Source organism: Mucilaginibacter flavidus (assembly GCF_024055575.1).
GTDB classification, from domain to species: Bacteria; Bacteroidota; Bacteroidia; order Sphingobacteriales; family Sphingobacteriaceae; genus Mucilaginibacter; species Mucilaginibacter flavidus.
Map to the genome: position 1 here is coordinate 105,809 of NZ_JAMXOE010000009.1, position 20,520 is coordinate 126,328.

The 20,520-nt window shown below is 43.7% G+C and carries 22 protein-coding genes; 8 read left to right on the plus strand and 14 right to left on the minus strand.

Annotated elements, in window-relative coordinates:
• Positions 1-92 precede the first annotated feature (92 nt).
• The 10 genes from NAF19_RS15060 to ric all read right to left on the minus strand — a co-directional run bounded on the left by NAF19_RS15060 (position 93) and on the right by ric (position 8,392).
• Positions 93-512: a hypothetical protein gene (locus NAF19_RS15060; RefSeq protein WP_252790891.1), complete on the minus strand. Its 420-nt coding sequence runs from the start codon at positions 510-512 to the stop codon at positions 93-95.
• The gene (locus NAF19_RS15065) at positions 512-1,279 is read right to left on the minus strand and encodes an ABC transporter permease subunit (RefSeq protein WP_252790892.1); all 768 of its coding nucleotides are present in this window, start codon (positions 1,277-1,279) and stop codon (positions 512-514) included. The genes NAF19_RS15060 and NAF19_RS15065 overlap by 1 nt, the downstream gene beginning before the upstream one ends.
• Complete coding sequence (locus NAF19_RS15070; RefSeq protein ID WP_252790893.1) at positions 1,273-1,989, minus strand: ABC transporter ATP-binding protein; 717 nt, start codon at positions 1,987-1,989, stop codon at positions 1,273-1,275. The genes NAF19_RS15065 and NAF19_RS15070 overlap by 7 nt, the downstream gene beginning before the upstream one ends.
• The gene (locus NAF19_RS15075) at positions 1,977-3,212 is read right to left on the minus strand and encodes a nitrous oxide reductase family maturation protein NosD (RefSeq protein ID WP_252790894.1); all 1,236 of its coding nucleotides are present in this window, start codon (positions 3,210-3,212) and stop codon (positions 1,977-1,979) included. The genes NAF19_RS15070 and NAF19_RS15075 overlap by 13 nt, the downstream gene beginning before the upstream one ends.
• On the minus strand, positions 3,193-3,651 hold the full coding sequence (locus NAF19_RS15080; protein ID WP_252790895.1) for a nitrous oxide reductase accessory protein NosL: 459 nt from the start codon (positions 3,649-3,651) through the stop codon (positions 3,193-3,195). The genes NAF19_RS15075 and NAF19_RS15080 overlap by 20 nt, the downstream gene beginning before the upstream one ends.
• Entirely contained in the window at positions 3,648-4,223 is a 576-nt protein-coding gene (locus NAF19_RS15085; protein WP_252790896.1) for a hypothetical protein, read from the minus strand. Before NAF19_RS15085 ends, NAF19_RS15080 begins: the two co-directional genes overlap by 4 nt.
• Positions 4,224-4,284: 61 nt before the next feature.
• Positions 4,285-6,261, minus strand: coding sequence for a Sec-dependent nitrous-oxide reductase (nosZ, locus tag NAF19_RS15090; protein WP_252790897.1), 1,977 nt, complete (start codon positions 6,259-6,261; stop codon positions 4,285-4,287).
• Positions 6,262-6,281: 20 nt separating this feature from the next.
• Positions 6,282-6,770, minus strand: a complete 489-nt coding sequence (locus tag NAF19_RS15095; RefSeq protein ID WP_252790898.1) for a c-type cytochrome — start codon at positions 6,768-6,770, stop codon at positions 6,282-6,284.
• A 197-nt stretch (positions 6,771-6,967) separates the two neighbouring features.
• The gene (locus NAF19_RS15100) at positions 6,968-7,396 is read right to left on the minus strand and encodes an RrF2 family transcriptional regulator (protein WP_252790899.1); all 429 of its coding nucleotides are present in this window, start codon (positions 7,394-7,396) and stop codon (positions 6,968-6,970) included.
• A 45-nt stretch (positions 7,397-7,441) separates the two neighbouring features.
• Positions 7,442-8,392, minus strand: a complete 951-nt coding sequence (gene ric / locus NAF19_RS15105; RefSeq protein WP_252790900.1) for an iron-sulfur cluster repair di-iron protein — start codon at positions 8,390-8,392, stop codon at positions 7,442-7,444.
• Positions 8,393-8,602: 210 nt separating this feature from the next.
• Here ric and NAF19_RS15110 point away from each other — a divergent pair, with 210 nt between their 5' ends.
• From NAF19_RS15110 to NAF19_RS15145, 8 genes are all read left to right on the plus strand, one after another.
• On the plus strand, positions 8,603-9,946 hold the full coding sequence (locus tag NAF19_RS15110) for a TolC family protein (protein ID WP_252790901.1): 1,344 nt from the start codon (positions 8,603-8,605) through the stop codon (positions 9,944-9,946).
• A 10-nt stretch (positions 9,947-9,956) separates the two neighbouring features.
• Positions 9,957-11,066: an efflux RND transporter periplasmic adaptor subunit gene (locus NAF19_RS15115; RefSeq protein ID WP_252790902.1), complete on the plus strand. Its 1,110-nt coding sequence runs from the start codon at positions 9,957-9,959 to the stop codon at positions 11,064-11,066.
• Between the two features lie 4 nt (positions 11,067-11,070).
• Positions 11,071-14,295 (plus strand): efflux RND transporter permease subunit, encoded by a 3,225-nt coding sequence (locus tag NAF19_RS15120; RefSeq protein WP_252790903.1) that lies wholly within the window; start codon positions 11,071-11,073, stop codon positions 14,293-14,295.
• Complete coding sequence (locus NAF19_RS15125) at positions 14,292-14,597, plus strand: hypothetical protein (RefSeq protein WP_252790904.1); 306 nt, start codon at positions 14,292-14,294, stop codon at positions 14,595-14,597. Before NAF19_RS15120 ends, NAF19_RS15125 begins: the two co-directional genes overlap by 4 nt.
• 18 nt (positions 14,598-14,615) lie before the next feature.
• Positions 14,616-14,801 (plus strand): YgaP family membrane protein, encoded by a 186-nt coding sequence (locus NAF19_RS15130; RefSeq protein WP_252790905.1) that lies wholly within the window; start codon positions 14,616-14,618, stop codon positions 14,799-14,801.
• Between the two features lie 78 nt (positions 14,802-14,879).
• A complete protein-coding gene (locus tag NAF19_RS15135) occupies positions 14,880-15,290 on the plus strand; it encodes a DUF983 domain-containing protein (RefSeq protein ID WP_252790906.1) in 411 nt (136 codons plus the stop codon).
• A 121-nt stretch (positions 15,291-15,411) separates the two neighbouring features.
• Positions 15,412-16,044: a Crp/Fnr family transcriptional regulator gene (locus NAF19_RS15140; RefSeq protein WP_252790907.1), complete on the plus strand. Its 633-nt coding sequence runs from the start codon at positions 15,412-15,414 to the stop codon at positions 16,042-16,044.
• A gap of 89 nt (positions 16,045-16,133) precedes the next feature.
• Positions 16,134-16,340: a YgaP family membrane protein gene (locus NAF19_RS15145; RefSeq protein ID WP_252790908.1), complete on the plus strand. Its 207-nt coding sequence runs from the start codon at positions 16,134-16,136 to the stop codon at positions 16,338-16,340.
• 30 nt (positions 16,341-16,370) lie between these two features.
• On the opposite strand, the gene NAF19_RS15150 is transcribed toward NAF19_RS15145, so the two are convergent.
• The 4 genes from NAF19_RS15150 to NAF19_RS15165 form a co-directional block, all read right to left on the minus strand.
• Entirely contained in the window at positions 16,371-17,294 is a 924-nt protein-coding gene (locus NAF19_RS15150) for a hypothetical protein (RefSeq protein ID WP_252790909.1), read from the minus strand.
• A gap of 269 nt (positions 17,295-17,563) precedes the next feature.
• Positions 17,564-17,896 carry a metal-sulfur cluster assembly factor gene (locus NAF19_RS15155; protein ID WP_252790910.1) on the minus strand — a complete coding sequence of 111 codons (333 nt, stop codon included), beginning with the start codon at positions 17,894-17,896 and terminating at the stop codon, positions 17,564-17,566.
• Positions 17,883-19,169, minus strand: a complete 1,287-nt coding sequence (locus NAF19_RS15160; RefSeq protein WP_252790911.1) for a hypothetical protein — start codon at positions 19,167-19,169, stop codon at positions 17,883-17,885. The genes NAF19_RS15155 and NAF19_RS15160 overlap by 14 nt, the downstream gene beginning before the upstream one ends.
• Positions 19,166-19,987, minus strand: coding sequence for a DUF2249 domain-containing protein (locus NAF19_RS15165; protein WP_252790912.1), 822 nt, complete (start codon positions 19,985-19,987; stop codon positions 19,166-19,168). The genes NAF19_RS15160 and NAF19_RS15165 overlap by 4 nt, the downstream gene beginning before the upstream one ends.
• Between the last annotated feature and the right edge of the window lie 533 nt (positions 19,988-20,520).

A 20,520-nucleotide genomic window follows, 5' to 3' on the forward strand; every position in this document is an offset into this window, starting at 1 on the left:
TCAATTTAAAACCTGCATAAACAAACGGCCGGGAGTAATTAACGGGGAGCACCAGGAAAATTAAAAGCCTTGGTGCTAACTGTTTTAAAATGTTATAACTGAAAATACCGGTTAAAAAGATTTAATTGGGCTGTTGTCTCTTTATATAAACGCGCCGCTGCTGCTGCGTCGGTTGCCCGGCTAAGTTTCGAACCCAGTTCCATCAAGGGCTCAAGCCATTTGTGCAGTGCCTGGTGATCAGTTCCTTTCATCCTGCACTCGCGGATCATTTTAGTTATCCCGTTTTGCAGCGCAACACCTGCCATATGATACTCTTTTAGAGATTTGGCATTGATGGGCTTCGCGATCTGCTGAAGATTGTTGACGTTGTTGTAGGTTATTTTATCCACTTTCCATTTGGCGCCATTGTTTAGCACCAGTTTTTCTGAAGCTGGTTCATGTTGATATAACCCGCGCGCATTGCCCACAGAAAAAGTAACGGTTAGAAGGAATATGAGTGTAAGTTTTTTCATTATAAATCTTTCTTTTTAAATATTCTTAGTGCAAAAAATAGTGGGACAACAATCCAAACCAGTTGCATCACCAGCGAGAAGGCAATTCCTATTCCACTACCGAAAAACTGTTGATACAGCGCTCCTGTATAGCCCATCAATGCGGAGATATCCATTTGCAGCAGGATCAATATCCTGGCAAGGTCGATTGGGTTAAGGGCGGTAAGGGCGATCATCGCTTTTTCAAGCGGGTAATCGGCAAACGTGTACAGGAACAACAAAACCAGCCCGTCAAATATGATAGAGAAGTAAAACCAAAGCATTAATGCCAGGCCGATCCCTTTAGCTTTATCACGGGTAATGGTTGATGTAAAGAACGCCAGTGAAATAAAGCTTAACGTGAGCAAGCAACCAGATATCATTAAAGTAATGCCGGTGGCCGAGAATGCAAAGAGGCTAACGGGCAGGCAAACCCCAATAATAAAGGCAAGCAGGATGGAACTGCTGATCCCGATAAATTTTCCCATCAGGATATTGCGCCTGCTTATGGGTTGCGACACCAGCATTTCGGTAAACTCAGCTGCATTAAAATAGTAGGTGGTAGCATAAACGATGCTCACCAACGGGACTATAATAAGTATGACCGTAGTGATACTGACCAAACCCTTGGTCACATCCGCATCCGACATAAAAATAGTTAGGCTGATGGCCAGTAACAAAAGCGTATACGCTAGCAATACTTTACTGCGCACAATGTCCAGTATAATATATTTCGCGATCTTTAACATGATGATGAACTTAATATTTGAGTTAAGGCCCTGCTGAGTTTTTGCTCCCCGGTTTCGCGTTTCAGGTCGGTTAAGGTCTTGTAAAATCTGATTTGTCCTTCAAACAGGTACATAATGTAATCAGATATCTCATCGGCCTCGCTTAAGATGTGTGACGTGATCAGAACCAGCTTTCCTTTAGTCTTTTCCTCCAGGATCTTTTCCTTTAATGCCTCTGCGGCCAGCGGGTCAAGTCCGGCAGAAGGTTCATCCAGGATCAGCACATCGGGATTAAACATAAATGCCAGTGCCGCACTTACTTTCTGCAGCGTCCCGCCTGACAATGTGCGCATGGTTTTTTGGTACATGCTTTCCAGTTGGTAAGCCTTTAGCAGATCGGTATCCACGGCATCCTGCTGCCTGATATCCATTACCATTTTAAATAGCTGGCCTATCTTCATGTTATCGGGATAATGACCTATTTGCGGCATGTACCCGATATGTCTTTTATAATCAAAAGTATTAAAGATGGATTGACCCTTAAATAAGATACTGCCGCCGTCGGGTATCACCATACCGAGGATAGATTTAATTAAAGTTGTTTTGCCGGAAGCGTTTGGGCCAAGAACAGAAACGACACCGCCGCCATCAAAACTGCAGGCCACGTTTTTCAATACTTCCAGGCGCCCAAATGACTTTTTGAGCCCGTTAATCGCTATTATTTTTTCCATGGTTTCATTGCTGGTTTGTCATCTTTAACCGATTCGGGCGTGATGGATGGAATTGCACGTTCTACTTTATCTATCAGGTTTACAATAAAACTGCGCATCAGCATTACGCTTTGCGGGTTCTGTTCGATAATTTGCGCGTATAAACTTATCGGCCGGTAAGGTATATCGCCAACGCCATCCTTATTCAGGTCGTAGCCATCGTATTTGTCCCAGTAGTTGTTGCTGAAGTAAATTTCTTTTAGCGTGCCATTAGTAGTTACGTCAAAAGAGTTTCCTTTATAATTGTTTTGAGTGAAATGGTCCTTATTACAACTGGCCAGCACCCGCATGGCCCAGCCGTTGGAGATAAAATCATTGTGGGTAACAGTTATCCGGTCTGAGTTTTCCATATAGATCCCTGTGGTGTTGCGGATAAAATGATTTCCCTCAATACGGGCATCGGTAATTTCTTTCAGCAGCACGCCGTAGATAGAACTTCCCCAGTTTTCAATAAATGTATTATCAAGCATGGCGATGCGCCTGGTGTACATTACTGACACGCCTGAACCATTGTTTTTAAATGTATTGTGGCGGTAGGTGTCATCGTCAGAGAACATAAAGTGCAAACCGTAGCGGATATTCTTTTCGCTAAGGTTATCTTCTATCAGGCATTTTTTGGCGAACTCAAAATAGATGCCGTCGCGGTGCCGGGTTACGTAATTTTCCTTAATCAAAACTTCCTTGCATTTCCATAAGTGAATCCCGTTCCCCGAGTTTTCGATATTAGCAGATCCGGTTATGAGGTTATGTAACAGCTGTATATGTAAACAATTGGAAAGATATATGCCGAAAAAGTTATCGACGAGTATATTGTTGCTGATTGTTACATATTCCACATTACTTAAGCGGATGCCGGCAAAGTCGCGCATTGAACCTGTTTTGGAGTTTTTGATAATAAATCCGTCCAGTTTGACATGACTGGCAGTGATAGTTATTACCTCTTCCGTGAAGTGGGCGTCAAGTATGGGATGATTCTCGCCTAAAATAGTCAGTTCCTTATCAATCACAGTGTTGATGGAAGCATAAGTACCTTTCTTTACTATTATCGAGTCGCCATTTTTTGCCAGCGTTAAAGCTTGTTTTAATGTAGCAACATTAGTGTGGGGAGCCACTATTATAGTATTTGCGCATACCTGGAAAGGTAGCAGAAAAAGTAACCCTATTTTAACGACCCGCGACTTCATTATTTACCTGTTTTAAAAGTGATATCCAGTTATAAATCCGGGCTGATTTGTCTTTTTTTGCGCCTTCTGCTGATAGCCTGGAAGCAAAGGCTGCCAGGTTACCACCCATCGGCGACGAAAACGAACTATCCCGCAGAAAAAAAGACTTGCGGGCATCTGCAAATTGACCGGGCTGAGTAAAGTCGTTGACTAAAAACACACTTTTAGCATCGTTTGCAACAGCTGGGTTTTCTTTTAAAAAGCCTGCCATGCATTCAGCTGCGTCAAATTTGAAAAGTTTACCTTTTGCTGTGATCAGTTCAGCGGCAAAGCGTTTGTCCATTATAGTCATTTTACAATGTGAACAAGCATCCTTGCCATATTGAATTGGCTCAGGGGCGTGGCTACAGGCGGCCAAAAGGCAGCACATTATGAGCATAGTCGATTTCAGCGTTTTCATTTGGTTTTGTTTGGCGATAAACGCGGTTTATAAAAAAGTGCGGTTGCGGCCAGCAAACCACCGATTCCCACTAATATGCCACCGGTATCAGGTAACGACCCGGCAGTGAAATTAAGCAGTTGCTTATAGCCAAAAAGCGGTGGCTGGTAGTTCATCCCTTCCACTTTGATGGCGGCATGCGGGTTAAGCCTGTGCCCGTAATTGTATTCCCACATATAAAAGTCGCTAAAGCCAATAATCGCAAACAGGCACAAACCAATGAACCATGTCCATAAAAGCTTGCGACTTTTGACAACAGCTGCAGCAAGGCCGACCAAAGTCAGCGCTCCAAAAACATAAGGAAGAATCTTAAACTCTTTAAAATCATTCACCGAAATAAACTTCATCCCGATATAATGGTTCAAGCCGTTGATTTGCTCAATGTTACCCGATAATCCGTTTAGCCAAATTTTCATTTCTAAACCCTCCGGATATTGAGGTGCATCCAGCAAAATATGCCAGAGCGGTAGAACATAAGCGCTCGCCATTAGCATACAGCTAATGACTATCAATATTCTGGTAAACGGTTTCATGATTTGCAGATTAGCACAAGCGTATAGCGTTTTCGTTGACGCTATACGCTATGAATAATAACTATTGAGTTACCGGGTTTTCGCCGATAGAGAATTTGATAGGCACATTTGAGCCGGCAGGTGATACCCTAAAATAACCCTGCATTTCCTGGTGCAGTGCGGAACAAAAGTCGGTACAGTAGAAAGGAACAATCCCGACCAGGCCAGGAACCCATTTTAGCGTGCAGGTTTCACCAGGCATAATCAGCAGTTCTGCATTACTTGCCCCTTTAATTGCGAAGCCGTGCGGTACATCCCAATCCTGTTCCAGGTTGGTTACGTGTACATAAACTTCGTCTCCAATTTTAATCCCTTCAATATTATCGGGGGCTAAATGTGAGCGGATCGCGGTCATATATACATCCACGCGGTTGCCGGTTCTCACTACCTTAGTATCCTTTTCAGATTTGGTCACATACGCATTTTTATTGTCTTCCAGCTTGAAGAATTTTACCTGGTTTTTCAGGATCTTTTCAGCCGGTATCATCTGCGCATAATGTGGTTCTCCAATGGTTGGAAAATCAAGCAAAAGCTTCATTTTGTTTCCTGTAATATCAATGAGCTGACAAGCCTGAGCCAATTCCGGGCCAGTTGGCAGGTACCTGTCCTTGGTGATTTTATTTAGTGAAAGCAAATATTTACCAAACGGCTTTTTCGAATCTCCGCCGACAATTGACAAGTGGCCCGGTGAATAATAAGAAGGTATCCTGTCAATAATTTCAAGGTTATCTATTTTCCATTTTACTACTTCGGATGATACGAACATGGTGGTGTAAGCATAACCCTTGCCATCAAATTCAGTATGTAAAGGCCCAAGACCTGGTTTTTTTACTTCACCATGGAGAACATCTTCATACTTTAACACAGGTAACACACCGTCGATCATTCCATCATACTGCTTTTTGTCTATTGCAGCAAGCATCTTTTTGAATGAAAAAACCGGGATAACAGCAGCGAGTTTTCCGCTGGCCGCCATGTATTCTCCATCAGGGGTTACGTCAACGCCATGCGGAGATTTTGGGCAGGGCAGATAATACACGAGGCCAGGAAATTTGGTAACATCCAGTGTTTGCGTTCCTGTTTCCATAACTGACGTAGCAGTATGCGTATTTTCGTTATATATGTTGTGGGCGTATTTGGCGGTTATTTTCGCGCCTTTTCCGGCAGCTATTAATTCTTCCGCCTTTTTCCAATTCACCGCCATTATAAAATCTTTGTCCCGTTGGCTTGCATTTACCTCTAATAGCGTGTTTGCCTGTTCTGTATTGTAACAAGTAAAAAATATCCAATCGTGTGAGGGGCCTTTACCTGCATGCGCCAGGTCATAGTTAAATGGAGGTACAATTAGCTGAAATGCGAGGTTCATGGCTCCCTTGTCCTTGTCAACCTTAACAAAAGATACAGCCCCTTTAAAATTTTTCTTGTAGCTGCTAATGGGAACATCGCCATTACTGTTATCAAGCGGTTCGCTAAAACGGGTGTTACCCACAACATACTCCGTATTTTCTGTACAAAACGGAGAAGCGTGATTACCACCGATATTGGGCAATTCGAGTATTTCTACCGTTTTAAAAGTCGCCAGGTTAATCCTTGCTATACGCGGGGTGTTGTTCCCGTTAATGAATAACCATCGGCCATCATCCTCGCCGTTTGTTTTCGAAAGCTCAGGATGGTGAGAGTCATCCCATGGAACGAAGCCGTGTGAAGTATTCAACATCGGTTTCGTCTCTTCCGAATAGCCATAACCGTTTTCAGCGTTTTGCGAGAAAACCGGTATTACCTTTAACAAGCGACCAGAAGGGATGCCGTAAGCTGCTACCTGACCACTAAAACCACCTGATAAAAAAGCATATACTTCATCATATTTACCGGGGGCAACGTATACTTTTTGCGCTGCATCGGCATCAACAGAAGAGCCGGCTTTTCCGGGCTTACAGCTGTAAATGGTACTGCCGGCTAACAAAGCCAGCACTAATGTTTTATAGTTTGAAAGTTTCATCGTGTTTTATTCTTTAAATCTTATTTACTATCATTTTTTCTTAGGTATTCCAGTACCTGACGGGTCTCGTCGTCTGTTACATTCTGGAAAGTCATTTGGGTCAGGTGTTTTTCAAGCAACGCTTTGCCAACCGGATCTTTTTGCTCCATTTCTACCGGGTTGGTAATCTGGTTCATAATCCATTCGGGTGTGCGTCTTTTTGTAACATCCTTCAGCCCTGGGCCCACTACCTTTTGGTCGGTGGTTTTATGACATGCCGCACATTTCGCATTGAACACCACCTGGCCTTTGTCGGCCATGGCAGGGTCAATGGCAGTCAGCTTCACATCAGTGAACTTGCCTATGCCTTTGCTGTCACTTTTGGCCGCCGGGTCAATGTCCGCCGTTGCTGCCGGCGCAGCTGCCGTAGTGCTGTCTGTCGCAGAGTCGCCGTTTGACGGACCACAAGCGTATAAAAAGCTCATACCTGCTACAAGCAGCGTCAGAAGTAAGGTCTTTAAATTTTTCATTTTTGTTTTTTTTAAGTACGATAAAAGTAGAAGGAAGTAGTGAGCTTAGAAGTGACCGCTCTTGGTTTTAAATATGATTTAAATCACATTATAGATCAGAGACAAGTAAAGAGTCATTAAGTTCTATTTCCAAAATATATATTTTATATCATATTTTTAATAAAAGATAAAAATGTCTTTTATTGAGTTAAATTTTTTTATTTCAAAAAGTAATTATGCTGTTGAAACTCTTCCACCAGTTCGGTAACCGGCTTCTTGCTAAATTCAACCATTAACATATCCCTTATGGGTTTCACCTGGTCATGCATAGGGCAGGGCTGTGTTTCCGAACACTTTTCTAAGCCCAATACACAAGAAGTAAATAACCCGTTGCCGTCAATGGCTCTGACAATGTCGATAAGGAAAAGCTTTTCTCCGTTTTCAACGTAAAAACCGCCGGTGGGACCTTTTGCAGATGAAAGAATCTTTTTACGGACCAACGTTTGTAATATTTTGCCTGTAAAATGCATAGGCGAACCAATTGCTTCAGCAACTTCGATGATGCCTGTCTTTTCATTCTTCCTGCTTTTAAGTGCGACATAAACGGTCGCCCTGATGGCGTATTCACATGATTTGGATAGTATCATTTTTTGTGCTGTTGATTTTACAAACCTAAAATATATAATTATCCTTTAAGATAATTCCTTTTCGAGCTGAATTGCTTTCGGGAACAGAATATTACTTTCCAGGTGAACGTGGCGGTGCAGGTCATTTTCGTATTCTTCCAGCTTTTTAAACAAGATAGTATATGAACTGCAGGCATCCACAGGCAACTGGTAGTTTGAAGTGATCTTGCGAATGGTTTCAAAATCGCCGCCTACCTGCTCATGTTCCGAGTCCATTACTTGTATTGGCACTGATATCTTTCCAAAGTTTGCCGAAGGCAGCAATCCGCCGGTATTATAAACCTGCGCCAGTTCTTTAATAAAAGGGAACAGTATTTTTTCCTCTTTTATCATGTGCAGGGTAAGGTCATTTCCAATTCGCTCAAACAGTTCGGCAACTTTAACCAATTCGGGGTGGCGATCGCCATGTACCCTGGCTACTTTTTGCGCTATCTCCAGGATAAAGGCTGTGTTGTCCCTCACATACCGGTGATGGGTATTGATAATATAATCACTTAAAAAACCAAGGTCCCAATTCTGAAAATCAGATTCACTGTTGGCATTTTCTCCTTTAATAGCTGCCAACTGGCGTTCTACTTCTTCGGGGGCAATCCCTTTTTTCTGACAAACTTCGGCAATGGTTTTTTTGCCACCACAGCAAAAGTCAATACCGAGGTTCTTAAATACCTGCGCCTTGCGGTAGTCTTTGGCTACTATCTCACCTATTGTTTCTACATTTTCTGCCTCAGTCTTTTTGGCGATCTTCACCTGCCAAACTTCGGGGCCGTTTTCCAAATAATCCCAAACGAATGCCTGTCCTCTTTCAGCCAATAACTGGTAATACAAAGGTTTGGGATCGTGGTCGTTGTGAATGATAAATGCTTCACCTGCTAAAAGTGAATCGAACTTGTCAAAGATCGTCGGGTGTTTGAAACGCGGCTCAATCACGGTGACGTCGAGAATGTCTAATACTTCCATTTTTTTAGTTGTTAAATAATAAAAGACAAATGTATCTTTTATTATTTATTTTAAAAGTGATATTCGTCACAATAGGATTGATTTTGACCGTTTTGTTTCGATAGGATAAAAAGCCTTTAGAACATTTAATCTTCGCTTCTATGTGCTGGGTAACAAATGTTACCGTTTGACTTTTTCGCCGGGACTACTTTTGTTTCAAATAAAAAGTTAATGAACGGTAATAAGTATTTGATAACGTTCCTTGCCAGTATCCTGGCATCGACAATCGGCTTCCTCCCGATGGCTTTAGCCCAGGGGGACACCAAAATTTTGACACTACATGACGCAATTGAGGCTACACTAACAAACAATAAAAGCATCCAGCTGGCCAAAATGGACGAAACTATCGCTATGGCCAATTACCGGCAAACAGACGCAATCTTCTTGCCACAGGCAGATCTGTCCTATACCGCAATGAGCACGAACAACCCACTCAACGCTTTCGGTTATAAATTACAGCAAGCTAATATCACCCCAAATGATTTTAACCCCACCCTGTTAAACCATCCTGGCGCAACACCGGATTATATGGCACAGATGGAGGTTAAACAGCCATTGCTCAATATCGATATGTTGTACATACGCAAGGGAGCCGAAAAGCAAACCGAAGTTTACCGGTACAAAACCCAGCGTACCCAGGAGTATGTCACTTTCGAAACTACTAAAGCATTTTTGCAACTACAGCTGGCTTACCAGGCAGAGAAGGTTTTGGCGGAAGCAGGCCAAACAGCAAAGTCGGTATATACTTTCACCGACAATCACTTCAAGCAGGGATTGATCCAGAAGTCGGACTTATTGAATGCCCAGGTACATGTAACCGCAGTTGAAAGTAACCTGGCAAAAGCTATAAGCAGTATCCTTAACGCTTCTGATTACCTCAGCCTGTTAATGGGCCAGCCGACCGGGAAAATTTACAGCATTGCTGATGAACCGCAAACAAACCTGCGGGCTATAGACAACACGCAAAGCGTATTTGCTACCCGTTCCGATTTTATGGCCATGCAAAAAGCCATTGAAGCATCCGGTCTGATGATCAAATCCAGCCAGATGAGCTACCTGCCCAAACTGAATGCTTTTGGCAATTATCAGTACAACGACAGCCATTTAACCGGTTTCGGGACCAACGCTTACCTGGTCGGTATACAGTTATCGTGGAATGTTTTTAACGGGAATAAGACCAAACATGTAATTGCCACACAAAAACTGGAGCGGGACAAGCTTACCTTGCAGTTAGCCCAGCAGAAAGACCAAAGCCAGCTGGAACTGGATAAAGCCTACCGAGACCTTTCCGACGCCCGGTTTGAGATGGCTCAGGACCAGGCAGCCATAGAACAGGCAGCCGAAGCCGTAAGGATCTTACAAAATCGTTACCAGCAAGGGCTGGTTAATACCACCGACGTGCTGACCGCAGACACCCAGCTATCTCAATTAAAGTTTTCGCTTGCACAGGCGCAGTTTACTGCCAATGTAACAAGCGCCTATATCAAATTATTAACAACAACGACCTCTAAATAACCGATCAGATATGAACTTACCTATCCATAAAAACAGGGCTTTACAGCTATTTACAGCTATAGGTTTACTGCTTATCAGTTCCTGTTCTTCCAATGCAAAAAAAGAAACGCAAACCGGTGCCGATACTGCGGTACTGGTTACGGTAAGCCGGCCCTCGGCCGATGCCAGACAGGGATTAACTGTAAGCGGACAGGTGGAAGCCAGTCAAACAGCCAATATCAGCACCAGGGTGATGGGCTATATCACAAAGATTAATGTCAAAGTGGGCGACCGGGTGGGTAAAGGGCAATTACTGGCAACGATCAGTAATGACGATATCCTTGCGAAACGGGCCCAGGCCGACGCGATGATTGCAGAAGCTAACGCAGCCGCACAAAACGCACAAAAAGATTATGACCGCTTTTATGCACTCTATAAGCAACAAAGCGCTTCGGCCAAAGAACTGGATAATATTACGCTACAGTATAGTTCGGCCAAAGCAAGATTGGAAGCTGCGAAACAACAACGGAACGAAGTGAACGCGATGCTTAGCTATACCAATTTGACAGCACCATTTGCCGGAACGGTTACCCAGAAAATGATGGACGCCGGCAGTATGGCCAATCCCGGTATGCCGCTGCTCACCATTGAACAAAGCGGCAGTTACCAGGTGAGCGCGTCGGTGCCGGAAAGTGAGATCAGTTTGATAAAGGAAAATGCACCGGTGACGATAAATATCGATGCTATTCATAAATCGATCAAAGGAACAATAGCACAGATCGCCCAGTCTTCTCAAAGCAGCGGCGGCCAGTATATAATCAAAGTAAATATCCCCGATAATGAAAAGCAAGGCTTGTTCGCCGGGATGTATGCCAATGTAACTATCCCTGTAACACAGATAGTAAAAACAGCTAATACCAGTGAACAAATCATGGTTCCGGTATCAGCTATTGAATATAAAGACCAGTTAACGGGTTTGTACACCATTGGCAGTAACCATACTGCCCTGCTGCGCTGGGTAAGGCTGGGCAGAACACAAGGCAATCAAGTCGAAGTTTTAAGCGGGCTGGCAGCAAACGAACAATTCATTGTAAGCGCAGAAGGCAGATTGTATAACGGTGTAGCTGTTAAAATAAAATAAGGACATGAAAGACGGATTTGCAGGAAATATAGCCAAGGCATTTATACAGTCGAAATTAACGATACTGTTGATGATCGCCTTTTTACTTATCGGCGGATACAGTACGTTCTTAATTCCGCGCGAGGAAGAACCCCAGATACAGGTGCCGATGGCCGATATATTTATCGGGTACCCCGGCGCTTCACCAAAAGATGTGGAAACCAAAGTTGCGGCGCCAATTGAAAAAATGATCTCGAATATCAAGGGGGTGGAATACGTGTATTCCACTTCGATGCAGGGACAGGCGATGGTTATCGTGCAGTTTAATGTAGGTGAAGATGTGGAACGTTCGCTGGTGAAACTGTACAGTGAGCTGATGAAAAACATGGATAAAATGCCGCAGGGTGTTACGCTGCCATTGATCAAAACCAGGGCCATTGACGATGTGCCGGTATTGGGTTTAACCCTTTGGAGCGATAAATACGACGACTACCAGCTGAAACAAATTGGCCAGGAATTGGCAAATGAGGTTAAAAAGATCAACGACGTATCGGATGTCAACATCATCGGCGGCCGCAACCGCGAGGTAAAAGTATTGCTGGATAAAAACAAGATGGCGGAGAACCATGTGGACTTTTTATCGCTCAGTAAACAAATACAAGGCAGTAACATGCAATTGCCCGGCGGTACGCTGCTCCAAAAGGATACGGCCTTTTCCGTAGAGACCGGGAACTTCCTGGCCTCTTCAGATGACGTCGGCAATTTAGTCGTGGGCATTAACCAGCAACAGCCGGTTTACCTGAAACAGATTGCCAAAGTTGACGAAGGCGCTGAAACGCCGAACCAGTATGTGCTGTTTGGTTATGGAAAAGCGGATACCAAAAACGTCCGGGCATTTAAATCGAATTACCCGGCTGTCACCCTTTCGATAGCCAAAAAGAAAGGCGCAGACGCGATGAAACTATCAGAACAGATCCTTGGTAAAGTGGAACATCTGAAAGCAAGCCTTTTGCCCAACGATGTGCATTTGACCGTTACCCGTAATTATGGCGAAAGCGCTTCAGACAAGGTGGGTGAATTACTGCTTCACCTGTTTATCGCCATCGTAGTTGTAACTGTGTTTGTAATGCTGGCCATGGGTTGGCGCGGTGGCCTGGTCGTATTCCTATCCGTACCAGTCACCTTTGCGCTTACGCTATTTGCTTATTATTTTATGCATTATACGCTTAACCGTATCACGCTGTTTGCGTTGGTGTTTATTACGGGTATCGTGGTCGATGATTCCATCATCATTGCCGAAAACATGCACCGGCATTTCAAGATGAAAAAGCTGCCGCCACTGCAGGCTGCTATCTATGCCATTAATGAGGTGGGCAATCCTACCATTCTGGCAACATTCACCGTAATTGCTGCCGTATTACCGATGGCTTTTGTATCCGGTATGATGGGGCCTTACATGAGTCCTATGCCCATCGGCGCTTCCATCGCTATGATCTTATCGCTGATCGTGGCTTTGACCTTAACCCCATACCTGGGTTACATTTTTCTGCGCGAGAAAGAAAATCAAGGCATGGCACACGAAGAAAGCAAACCGAAATTACTGGAAGAAACGCGCATCTATAAAATCTACCGTGCATTCATTCAGCCATTACTGGAAACCCGCTGGAAACGCTGGACCTTTATATTGAGTATTGTGGTGATCCTGTTCGCCTCGCTGTCGATGTTCTATACCAAAGCGGTCGCGGTTAAAATGCTGCCCTTTGATAACAAGAATGAGTTCCAGGTAGTGATCGATATGCCGGAAGGCACCACGTTGGAAAAAACACAAGCGGTTGCCAAAGACATTGGCGCTTACGTGTCCGGACAGGCACTCGTGCGAAATTATGAGACCTATATCGGCACTTCAGCTCCGATTAGTTTCAACGGGTTGGTGCGCCATTATGACCTTAGAAGAGGCGATAATGTAGCGGATATACAGGTGAACCTGGTGGATAAAAGCGCCCGGAGTATCCAGAGTCACGGTATCGCCAAAGAAATGCGCGCCCCTATACAGGCTATTGCCCGAAAATATAACGCGAACGCGAAGATCGTTGAAGTTCCGCCGGGTCCGCCGGTACTGTCAACCTTAGTGGCCGAAATTTATGGACCTGACTATAAGGAGCAGATCAAAGTTGCCCGGCAGGTGAAGGGTTTGATGGAAAAAACCTCTAATGTGGTGGATATGGACTGGATGGTAGAAGATGACCAGCCCGAGTACCATATTGAAGTGAATAAAGAAAAAGCCATGCGTTATGGGATAGCCACGGCGCAAATAGCTGCAACGGTTAATGCCGGCCTGTCAGGTATGGCGGTCGGTAATATTGCTCAGCCTGCCGCTTATAACCAAACAGCGATCAAGCTGCAATTAAGCGATGCGGATAAGAGCAGCATAGACGATGTGTTGAATCTGAAAGTGATGGGTATACAGGGTAATGCCATACCCGTAAAGGACCTGGTTACCGTAACCCGGCAGATCAAGCCGAAAAGTATTTACCGCAAAAATCAGAAAGAAGTGGTTTATGTGCTGGGTGATATGGCCGGTAACCTTGAAAGTCCGTCCTATGCGATCTCCGACGTTTCTGATCATTTAAAAACGGTAACAATCCCCAAGGGGTTTTCGCTGAAAGAGGAATACACGCATCAGCCGGAATTAGAGGATAATTACAGCCTGAAATGGGATGGGGAATGGCAGATCACTTTCGAAGTGTTCCGCGACCTGGGTATTGCCTTTGCCGTTGTGATCATCATGATCTATATCCTGATCGTGGGCTGGTTCCAGAATTTCACGGTGCCGTTGGTGATGCTGGCTGCGATACCACTTTCACTCATAGGTATCGTATTGGGCCACTGGATGCTGCACGCCTATTTTACAGCAACCTCTATGATTGGGTTTATTGCCCTGGCCGGCGTGATGGTCCGCAACTCTATATTACTCATTGATTTCATTAATATCAGGCTGGATGAAGGCATCCCGCTCAAGCAGGCGATCATCGAAGCTGGTGCGGTGCGTACTACACCTATTTTATTGACCGCTGGTGCTGTTGCTTTAGGAGCGGTGATCATTTTGTTTGACCCTATCTTCCAGGGCCTGGCGATCTCACTAATGGGCGGTACGGTTACCTCCACTTTCCTGACCCTCATCGTGGTGCCTTTACTATACTTCAAAATGATGCGCAAAACAAAACTTAACCCTAAAAAATCTAACTCATGAAACTATTGGTAGTAACCTGTCTAAAAGAATACCTGGGCGATGTTTCCCGGATATTTAAACAAGCAAATATTGATGTGTTCAGCACGAGTGAAATCGCAGGGCACCGGAATGGCGCGCCCTTGAACCTTTTAGAAGACTGGTTTGCCAGCGGTGGTGAAGAGGTTGATTCGATGATGATATTCACCTTTACCCCGGCAGCAAATGCTGAACACGGTATGGCGCTGATTAGAGAGTATAACGAAACCCTTAAAGAAAATTTCCCGGTCAGGGCATTTGTCATGCCTGTTGAGAAATCCGTTTAATCCTATAATTTAAAGATCATGAAAGAAAGAATAGTACGCGCCGTTGCCGGCGTGATGGTGCTAGCCAGCATCGCTTTAGCATATACTGTAAATATTAACTGGCTATGGCTGGGTGTTTTTGTAGGCATTAACTTACTGCAATCAGCCTTCACAAAATTTTGCCCGCTGGAACTGATCCTGAAGGCGGCTGGTGTCAAAGAATAAATGTAACAATTGTAACCGTGATGAACGCAGATTCAAAGCACCTTTGTGTGTTGGTGTTTAAAATTAACCATCAAAGAAATGGAAAAGATCAAGAAAAAAAAGTTGACCATGTGGCCGGCTATTGTTCACGCCAAATGTCCTAAATGCCGGGTTGGCGACATTTATACCAAACCGATATACAGCTTAATCGGGCAGAAAATTCATGACCATTGCCCGCATTGTGGTTTGACGTATGAACGGGAACCCGGGTATTTTTATGCGGCTATGTATGTGAGTTATGCCTTTATAGTAGCCGAACTTGTGACTTTGGCCGTCGCAACATCGATACTTACAGGGAGCGACAATCCATGGTTGTACATTATTATCCTTTTGGGAGTAGTGGGGTTGCTGGCGCCTTTTAATTTAAGGTATTCAAAAGTTATCCTGCTACACTGGTTGACCCCTGGATTACATTATCATCCGGAATTGAACAAACCACTTCACGATTAAAAAATATGCTATGAATATATTGGCTGAGCGGGGGCAGAAGCTGGCAGGCAAAACGGAATTACGAACATTAATCAATGGCGGGAGCTGGAATAATGTGGCCCAATACTGTTAACTTAGCTGTATGGATGAATCAGCCAATTTAGCTTTTCAGTTTGAACCTGCCCTGAGTAAAGAGATTGAGGAATTTGGTGAGCTGCGCTCATTTAAAGACGGAGACATCATTATGGACTATGGCAAGTATATCCGTATGATGCCATTGGTTGTTAAGGGTACTTTGAAGGTATTGAAGAAGGATGATAACGGCAACGAGATTTTGCTGTATTATCTTTCCAGTAACGAAACCTGCTCTATGGCTTATAGTTGTTGCCTGGAAGAAAAGAAGAGCGAAGTGAAGGCAATTGCTGAAGGTGACCTTACCATCGTCGCCATCCCTCATAATAAACTGGATGAATGGCTTTGCAAATATCCCAGTTGGAAAAACTACATCATGCGGAGCTTTAATGAGCGCTTTTCCGAAATGTTAAAGTCCATAGAAAGTATTGCCTTTCATAAACTGGATGACCGGCTCATCGCTTATTTAAAAGAAAAAAAGCGACTGTCAGGTTCGAGTGTCATAAAAGCCTCTCATTATCAAATAGCTGACGAACTCGCTACTTCCAGGGTGGTTATCTCCCGCCTGCTCAAGATCCTGGAGAATAATGGAAAAATCTTGCTATACCGCAATGAGATCAAATTGCTGCATGATTTTGACTGATCTGATTGTAACCAACATCACTTTACTGTGTAACATTTGTTACCACGCCACAGACTTATAAGCACTAGTTTTAATAAAAAATTAGAGTTATGAAAAAGAACATGGGTACAGCCGATCGCATTATCCGCATACTTGCCGTGATAGCAATCGGGGTTTTATATTATACCAACTTAATATCAGGTACTTTAGCGATAGTATTGTTAATAATTGCTATAATATTTATTGCTACAAGTTTGATTAGTTTTTGCCCTTTATATCTGCCTTTCGGCATCAGAACCAGGCGCTCGAACCCTTAATCTTCGGAGACTAGCCGCTAAAAACTAAAATCACGTGGTCGGTCGATATTTTTTCAGATATCTAAGCAATAACCAGCCGATTGGTAGAAACAACACGGAGCATAGAAAAAGTAAGTTCTGGTAGTATGGTATTGCAACATTAAATACCGTTAATAGCGGTTGAGTAAACAGCAATCCGAGATATCCAACCACCAGAAAGATGTATGTACGGCTAGCGACAACCAGAGTTTTGACAACATTAAAAAAACCGTTCCTGTTAAACTGCCCGATCAGTAGTGGCATGATAATTCCCAGCGTTAAAAGGTGGATATACCCAATGATCAGGTTTCGGTTAAGAAATGTCCACTCGCCTATTATAGGTATGCATATTGAAGTCTGGAAGACACATTTTATGGTAAGGGCAATTAATGCTGCCTTTTCAAGAAAGGAAAAACAGCTCCAGCTTCTTTTGAAGTTGATACATACAGCCAGCCAGCTTAACAAATTGAGTCCGGAACCTATGCCGGCCAAAAGCCACAAGCCGGTACCGGGGTTCCCCCATAATGTGAAAATGAAATAAAGTGGTATGGTGGAATAAATAAACAGCATAAGCCATCGACCCGCACTACCAGGTAGCGGTGTGGCGGGCAGAGTTGACGCCAATAGCCCTAATGCGGCCAATAACATAAAGCCGTTCATTTGGAAATGCAGGTAAAAATAGATCGCATCCTGGTAATACGTTGTGTTCTTTAAGCCACAAGCAGCCAGCGGACCTAACGCAAATGGGCCTAATGCGGATAGGCATAGCAAAATCAGACCTCCCCGAATAAGTTTGTACACTGTTTCGTTCACGCGATCTTTTAGCAAATCGCCTTTGAAAACAAGGTAAGTAAAGCGAAATGTCACCAATACAAAAAGAGTTGAAAAACCAATGGATACCAGTTTATAACCTTGCAGTGAAAAGCTGGCCAGCATACCGTAGGCACTGATAAGTGTAAGTACAAGTATAGTTTTGAAATGTGACCCTATTTTACAGTCACTGCATAACAAGGCGATTAATAAGGCTATGCTAAAAAACATCCAGCCGGAAAAGGCAAAGTGCGAGTGAGCATGAAGGATGAATTGGTAATTAATTAAGGGAAGGTCGTAAAGCTGCAAGTACCGCAGCAGCACCCCAAAAATACTCAACACGATGAAGTTAAACATCGCCAATCGGGGATAGTTAAGATTTTTCGTCCATTTCATTACATCCCCAATAATCTTTTACCTTCTTCTGTAATGCAATCGTAAGACCAAACCGGATCCCAAACAAGGGCAACACTAGTAACGTAACCCGCATAATGTCCATCGATGCAATTTTTCACCGCGGATACTATACTTTCGCCCATCGGACAATACGAGGAAGATAAGGTCATTTTAACGTTCACCAGCTTTTTGGAGTCGTCAATGTCGATTCCATAGACAAGCCCCAGGTCGATGATATTAATATACAGTTCCGGATCGGTTACAAGCCTGAGCGTTTCCATCATTTGCTCCTTAAGGAAGGAGATGGGGTCGGTTATATCAAAGTTTGCCATAGGTTATTGTTTTATGAAACAGTACAATAAACACGTTGGTTATATACAATATTGCCGTAACCACCAATGCAGCCACTCCAATGTATATAAGCGGGATAGTCATGAAGTAACAACCAGGCATAAAGGCCAGGCAGAATATGATGAAGGAAATGGTTTGTGCTTTAAGTAAGTTATTAGCATACAAGTCGGCAGGCATCGGGGTTTTAAACTTACCGGTGAGGTGTTCATAACGTTTTACCCAAACAATAAAAGGGAGGGTTTTAAATGTTTGGCCCAATATAAGCGAGGTAATCCAGCCCAGTAACATAAATTCGCCGTAAATCACGGAAAAACGGACGGTAGCAGGGTTGTTTTTAAGATGAAAATAGATGATAAAAGGCACAATCATGATAGCGATCTTCAACAGGATAAAAGAGAGAAAGCTGCTCAACATCGGCAGGTCGATATGTTTTCGCAGCCGTGAACGCAGGCATTTTAAAATGAACATAAAATAGCAGGCTATTCCCGCAGCGCCAACAGCAAATATCACATAGGTCCTAAAAGTAAGCCCAAAAAAGTAGGAGTCAACCAAAAAAAGAAGTAAGGCAATAACGATAAGGTAATAGCTTGCAGTTAACAGCCTGGTTTTTTGGTACGACGAAACAAGGAACATTGGTACCAGCTTTGAACTTACACCGATAAGCATCAGCAGGAACCAGCCGACCAACCCCAGGTGGGCATGCAGTTTCAGGAAATGCAGATGATCCTGCGGAAATATTGGGATTGTAAAATTAAAAACGAGGGCCGTTCCCAACGCCACCGTAAAACAAAGGCACAGGCAGGCGCTAAAAATAAAATCTTCCTGTATGGTCTGTTGTTTTTTCCTTTTGCCGGTCAGGTATACATTAACAGTAAATAAGATGACGGCCAGCATTAATAAAACAGCCCCGCATTGCATGTGAACCCCAGGGACAAATACCCAAAACGAATAGACCAGGGCAAGCAGCCCGGGCAAAAAGAAGCCAAGACTTATCCATGCCAGTTTTTCGCTGTAAAGTTCGGTTTCCAAAACTACCGGGATTAGCTGATAGGATGCACCAAGTATAACCATCGTTCCCCATCCGAGCGCCGCCATGTGGGTAATCGCTAAGATCTGCGGATGAAAATAGTGCCCGGTAAATGCGTTTACTGAAAATAGCATCATGACAGACAGTATCAAAAAGCAAAATGCAGCGAAAACGTAATGGGTCACGACTATTTTGTAAAGCCCGGGATTCTGTTTAACTGAACTCATTTTTTATAGATCAACATGTTGATATTGCCCGGCGCGAATGTTTTAAAAATATATTGAAGTCCTTGCTTTTCTAACTCAGGAAGAAGAAATACCGGGATCTTTTTATGGTGAACAAATAACGCATGTCCAGCAGTCAAATTCGGGGTTTGCTCCAGGATGGCAAGCATAGGTTTTGGCATCTCGAGTTCACGCACATCCAAATAGCTAATTTGTTCCGGAACAAAACTTGCGAGCAGCATATCGAATTGCTGATCATCAATCGCAGGTTCTCTTGCCGGGATAGTCAGTACATCCGTTGCGGTATCCCCGGATTTGTTGAAATAGGTGATGACCGTATCAGTATCGACGTGCTCAACGCGATGCGTAAATCCTTTACTTGCTAACAGGTGGATCAGTGGGGACGGTTCAAACGAATTAATGAGTTTCAGGCCCTGATCCGTCTTTAATACTTTTACAGAAGATAATATTTCCTTGAGCGGGTCCTTATCCTGTGCTAATATCGGTCGAACGTCAAGTTCAAGATAATCGAGCGGTTCCAGGAAGGGTACTGATACGTTGTTCGATTCCGTGTCAGCAACACAATCACCCGCCACTTTGAACCCGATCTCAGTCATGCTCGACATAAAATCCGCGATCTCAGTTTTCGATATTTTGCAAGCGTCGGCAATGCTGACCCGTTTCACCAAAAGGTTGCGCAGTACCGGATTTTTAAGTTTTGAAAATTTTTTATTTAGACTTACCAGGGTTTTAATAACCAGGTCGCGGTCGACTTCGAGCAGCTGGCTGATTTTTGTTTGCGCGGTAATTTTTAGTTCCATTCCACAAAAATGCGGATACATTGATGATTGTTATATGATTTTAATCATATAATAAGATGATATCATAGCATGATGTGGTCTCAAGTAGTGACTTGAACGGAATATTTCAATTAAGAGAAATTCAGCTGAGATGCCTGGGTAAGTTTCAACAGGCTGGACATTTTCGGAGGCTGCTTCTATCCGCGTCAGACCCTCCTTCATCTTCTTTCATTTTTCGCGGCAAATCTGCCAGCCGTTTTAAATCAGCGATAAATCGTGGAGAAATTTGGAAGTCCTTCCATCTCGCATGGGGCAGAAGTCGAACATCGGACTTTTGCCCCATTTTTTTTGCTTGCAACTCTTTGTTTCTCAGGTAAAGTCGCTTTACAAAAGTAAAGCAGCTTTCATAGCCCGTCCCGGCATGGCGCAAAGACAAAGTCTCAAGGCATACCTTTCTTTAGGGGAGGATCGGCTTGAGCGCATAGTATATCAAATTGGAACGTTGAGCGGGCGGGAACACAGGCCCTGAAGTAATTGATCCCACAACTCTAATC

Coding starts and splice junctions, on each gene's coding strand:
- NAF19_RS15060 (WP_252790891.1), bottom strand. CDS start 512: ATGAAAAAACTTACACTCATATTCCTTCTAACCGTTACTTTTTCTGTG.
- nosZ (WP_252790897.1), bottom strand. CDS start 6,261: ATGAAACTTTCAAACTATAAAACATTAGTGCTGGCTTTGTTAGCCGGC.
- NAF19_RS15080 (WP_252790895.1), bottom strand. CDS start 3,651: ATGAAAACGCTGAAATCGACTATGCTCATAATGTGCTGCCTTTTGGCC.
- NAF19_RS15115 (WP_252790902.1), top strand. CDS start 9,957: ATGAACTTACCTATCCATAAAAACAGGGCTTTACAGCTATTTACAGCT.
- NAF19_RS15165 (WP_252790912.1), bottom strand. CDS start 19,987: ATGGAACTAAAAATTACCGCGCAAACAAAAATCAGCCAGCTGCTCGAA.
- NAF19_RS15085 (WP_252790896.1), bottom strand. CDS start 4,223: ATGAAACCGTTTACCAGAATATTGATAGTCATTAGCTGTATGCTAATG.
- NAF19_RS15160 (WP_252790911.1), bottom strand. CDS start 19,169: ATGAGTTCAGTTAAACAGAATCCCGGGCTTTACAAAATAGTCGTGACC.
- NAF19_RS15110 (WP_252790901.1), top strand. CDS start 8,603: ATGAACGGTAATAAGTATTTGATAACGTTCCTTGCCAGTATCCTGGCA.
- NAF19_RS15120 (WP_252790903.1), top strand. CDS start 11,071: ATGAAAGACGGATTTGCAGGAAATATAGCCAAGGCATTTATACAGTCG.
- NAF19_RS15065 (WP_252790892.1), bottom strand. CDS start 1,279: ATGTTAAAGATCGCGAAATATATTATACTGGACATTGTGCGCAGTAAA.
- NAF19_RS15070 (WP_252790893.1), bottom strand. CDS start 1,989: ATGGAAAAAATAATAGCGATTAACGGGCTCAAAAAGTCATTTGGGCGC.
- NAF19_RS15145 (WP_252790908.1), top strand. CDS start 16,134: ATGAAAAAGAACATGGGTACAGCCGATCGCATTATCCGCATACTTGCC.
- NAF19_RS15100 (WP_252790899.1), bottom strand. CDS start 7,396: ATGATACTATCCAAATCATGTGAATACGCCATCAGGGCGACCGTTTAT.
- NAF19_RS15075 (WP_252790894.1), bottom strand. CDS start 3,212: ATGAAGTCGCGGGTCGTTAAAATAGGGTTACTTTTTCTGCTACCTTTC.
- NAF19_RS15150 (WP_252790909.1), bottom strand. CDS start 17,294: ATGCTGGCCAGCTTTTCACTGCAAGGTTATAAACTGGTATCCATTGGT.
- NAF19_RS15135 (WP_252790906.1), top strand. CDS start 14,880: ATGGAAAAGATCAAGAAAAAAAAGTTGACCATGTGGCCGGCTATTGTT.
- NAF19_RS15155 (WP_252790910.1), bottom strand. CDS start 17,896: ATGGCAAACTTTGATATAACCGACCCCATCTCCTTCCTTAAGGAGCAA.
- NAF19_RS15095 (WP_252790898.1), bottom strand. CDS start 6,770: ATGAAAAATTTAAAGACCTTACTTCTGACGCTGCTTGTAGCAGGTATG.
- NAF19_RS15130 (WP_252790905.1), top strand. CDS start 14,616: ATGAAAGAAAGAATAGTACGCGCCGTTGCCGGCGTGATGGTGCTAGCC.
- NAF19_RS15125 (WP_252790904.1), top strand. CDS start 14,292: ATGAAACTATTGGTAGTAACCTGTCTAAAAGAATACCTGGGCGATGTT.
- NAF19_RS15140 (WP_252790907.1), top strand. CDS start 15,412: ATGGATGAATCAGCCAATTTAGCTTTTCAGTTTGAACCTGCCCTGAGT.
- ric (WP_252790900.1), bottom strand. CDS start 8,392: ATGGAAGTATTAGACATTCTCGACGTCACCGTGATTGAGCCGCGTTTC.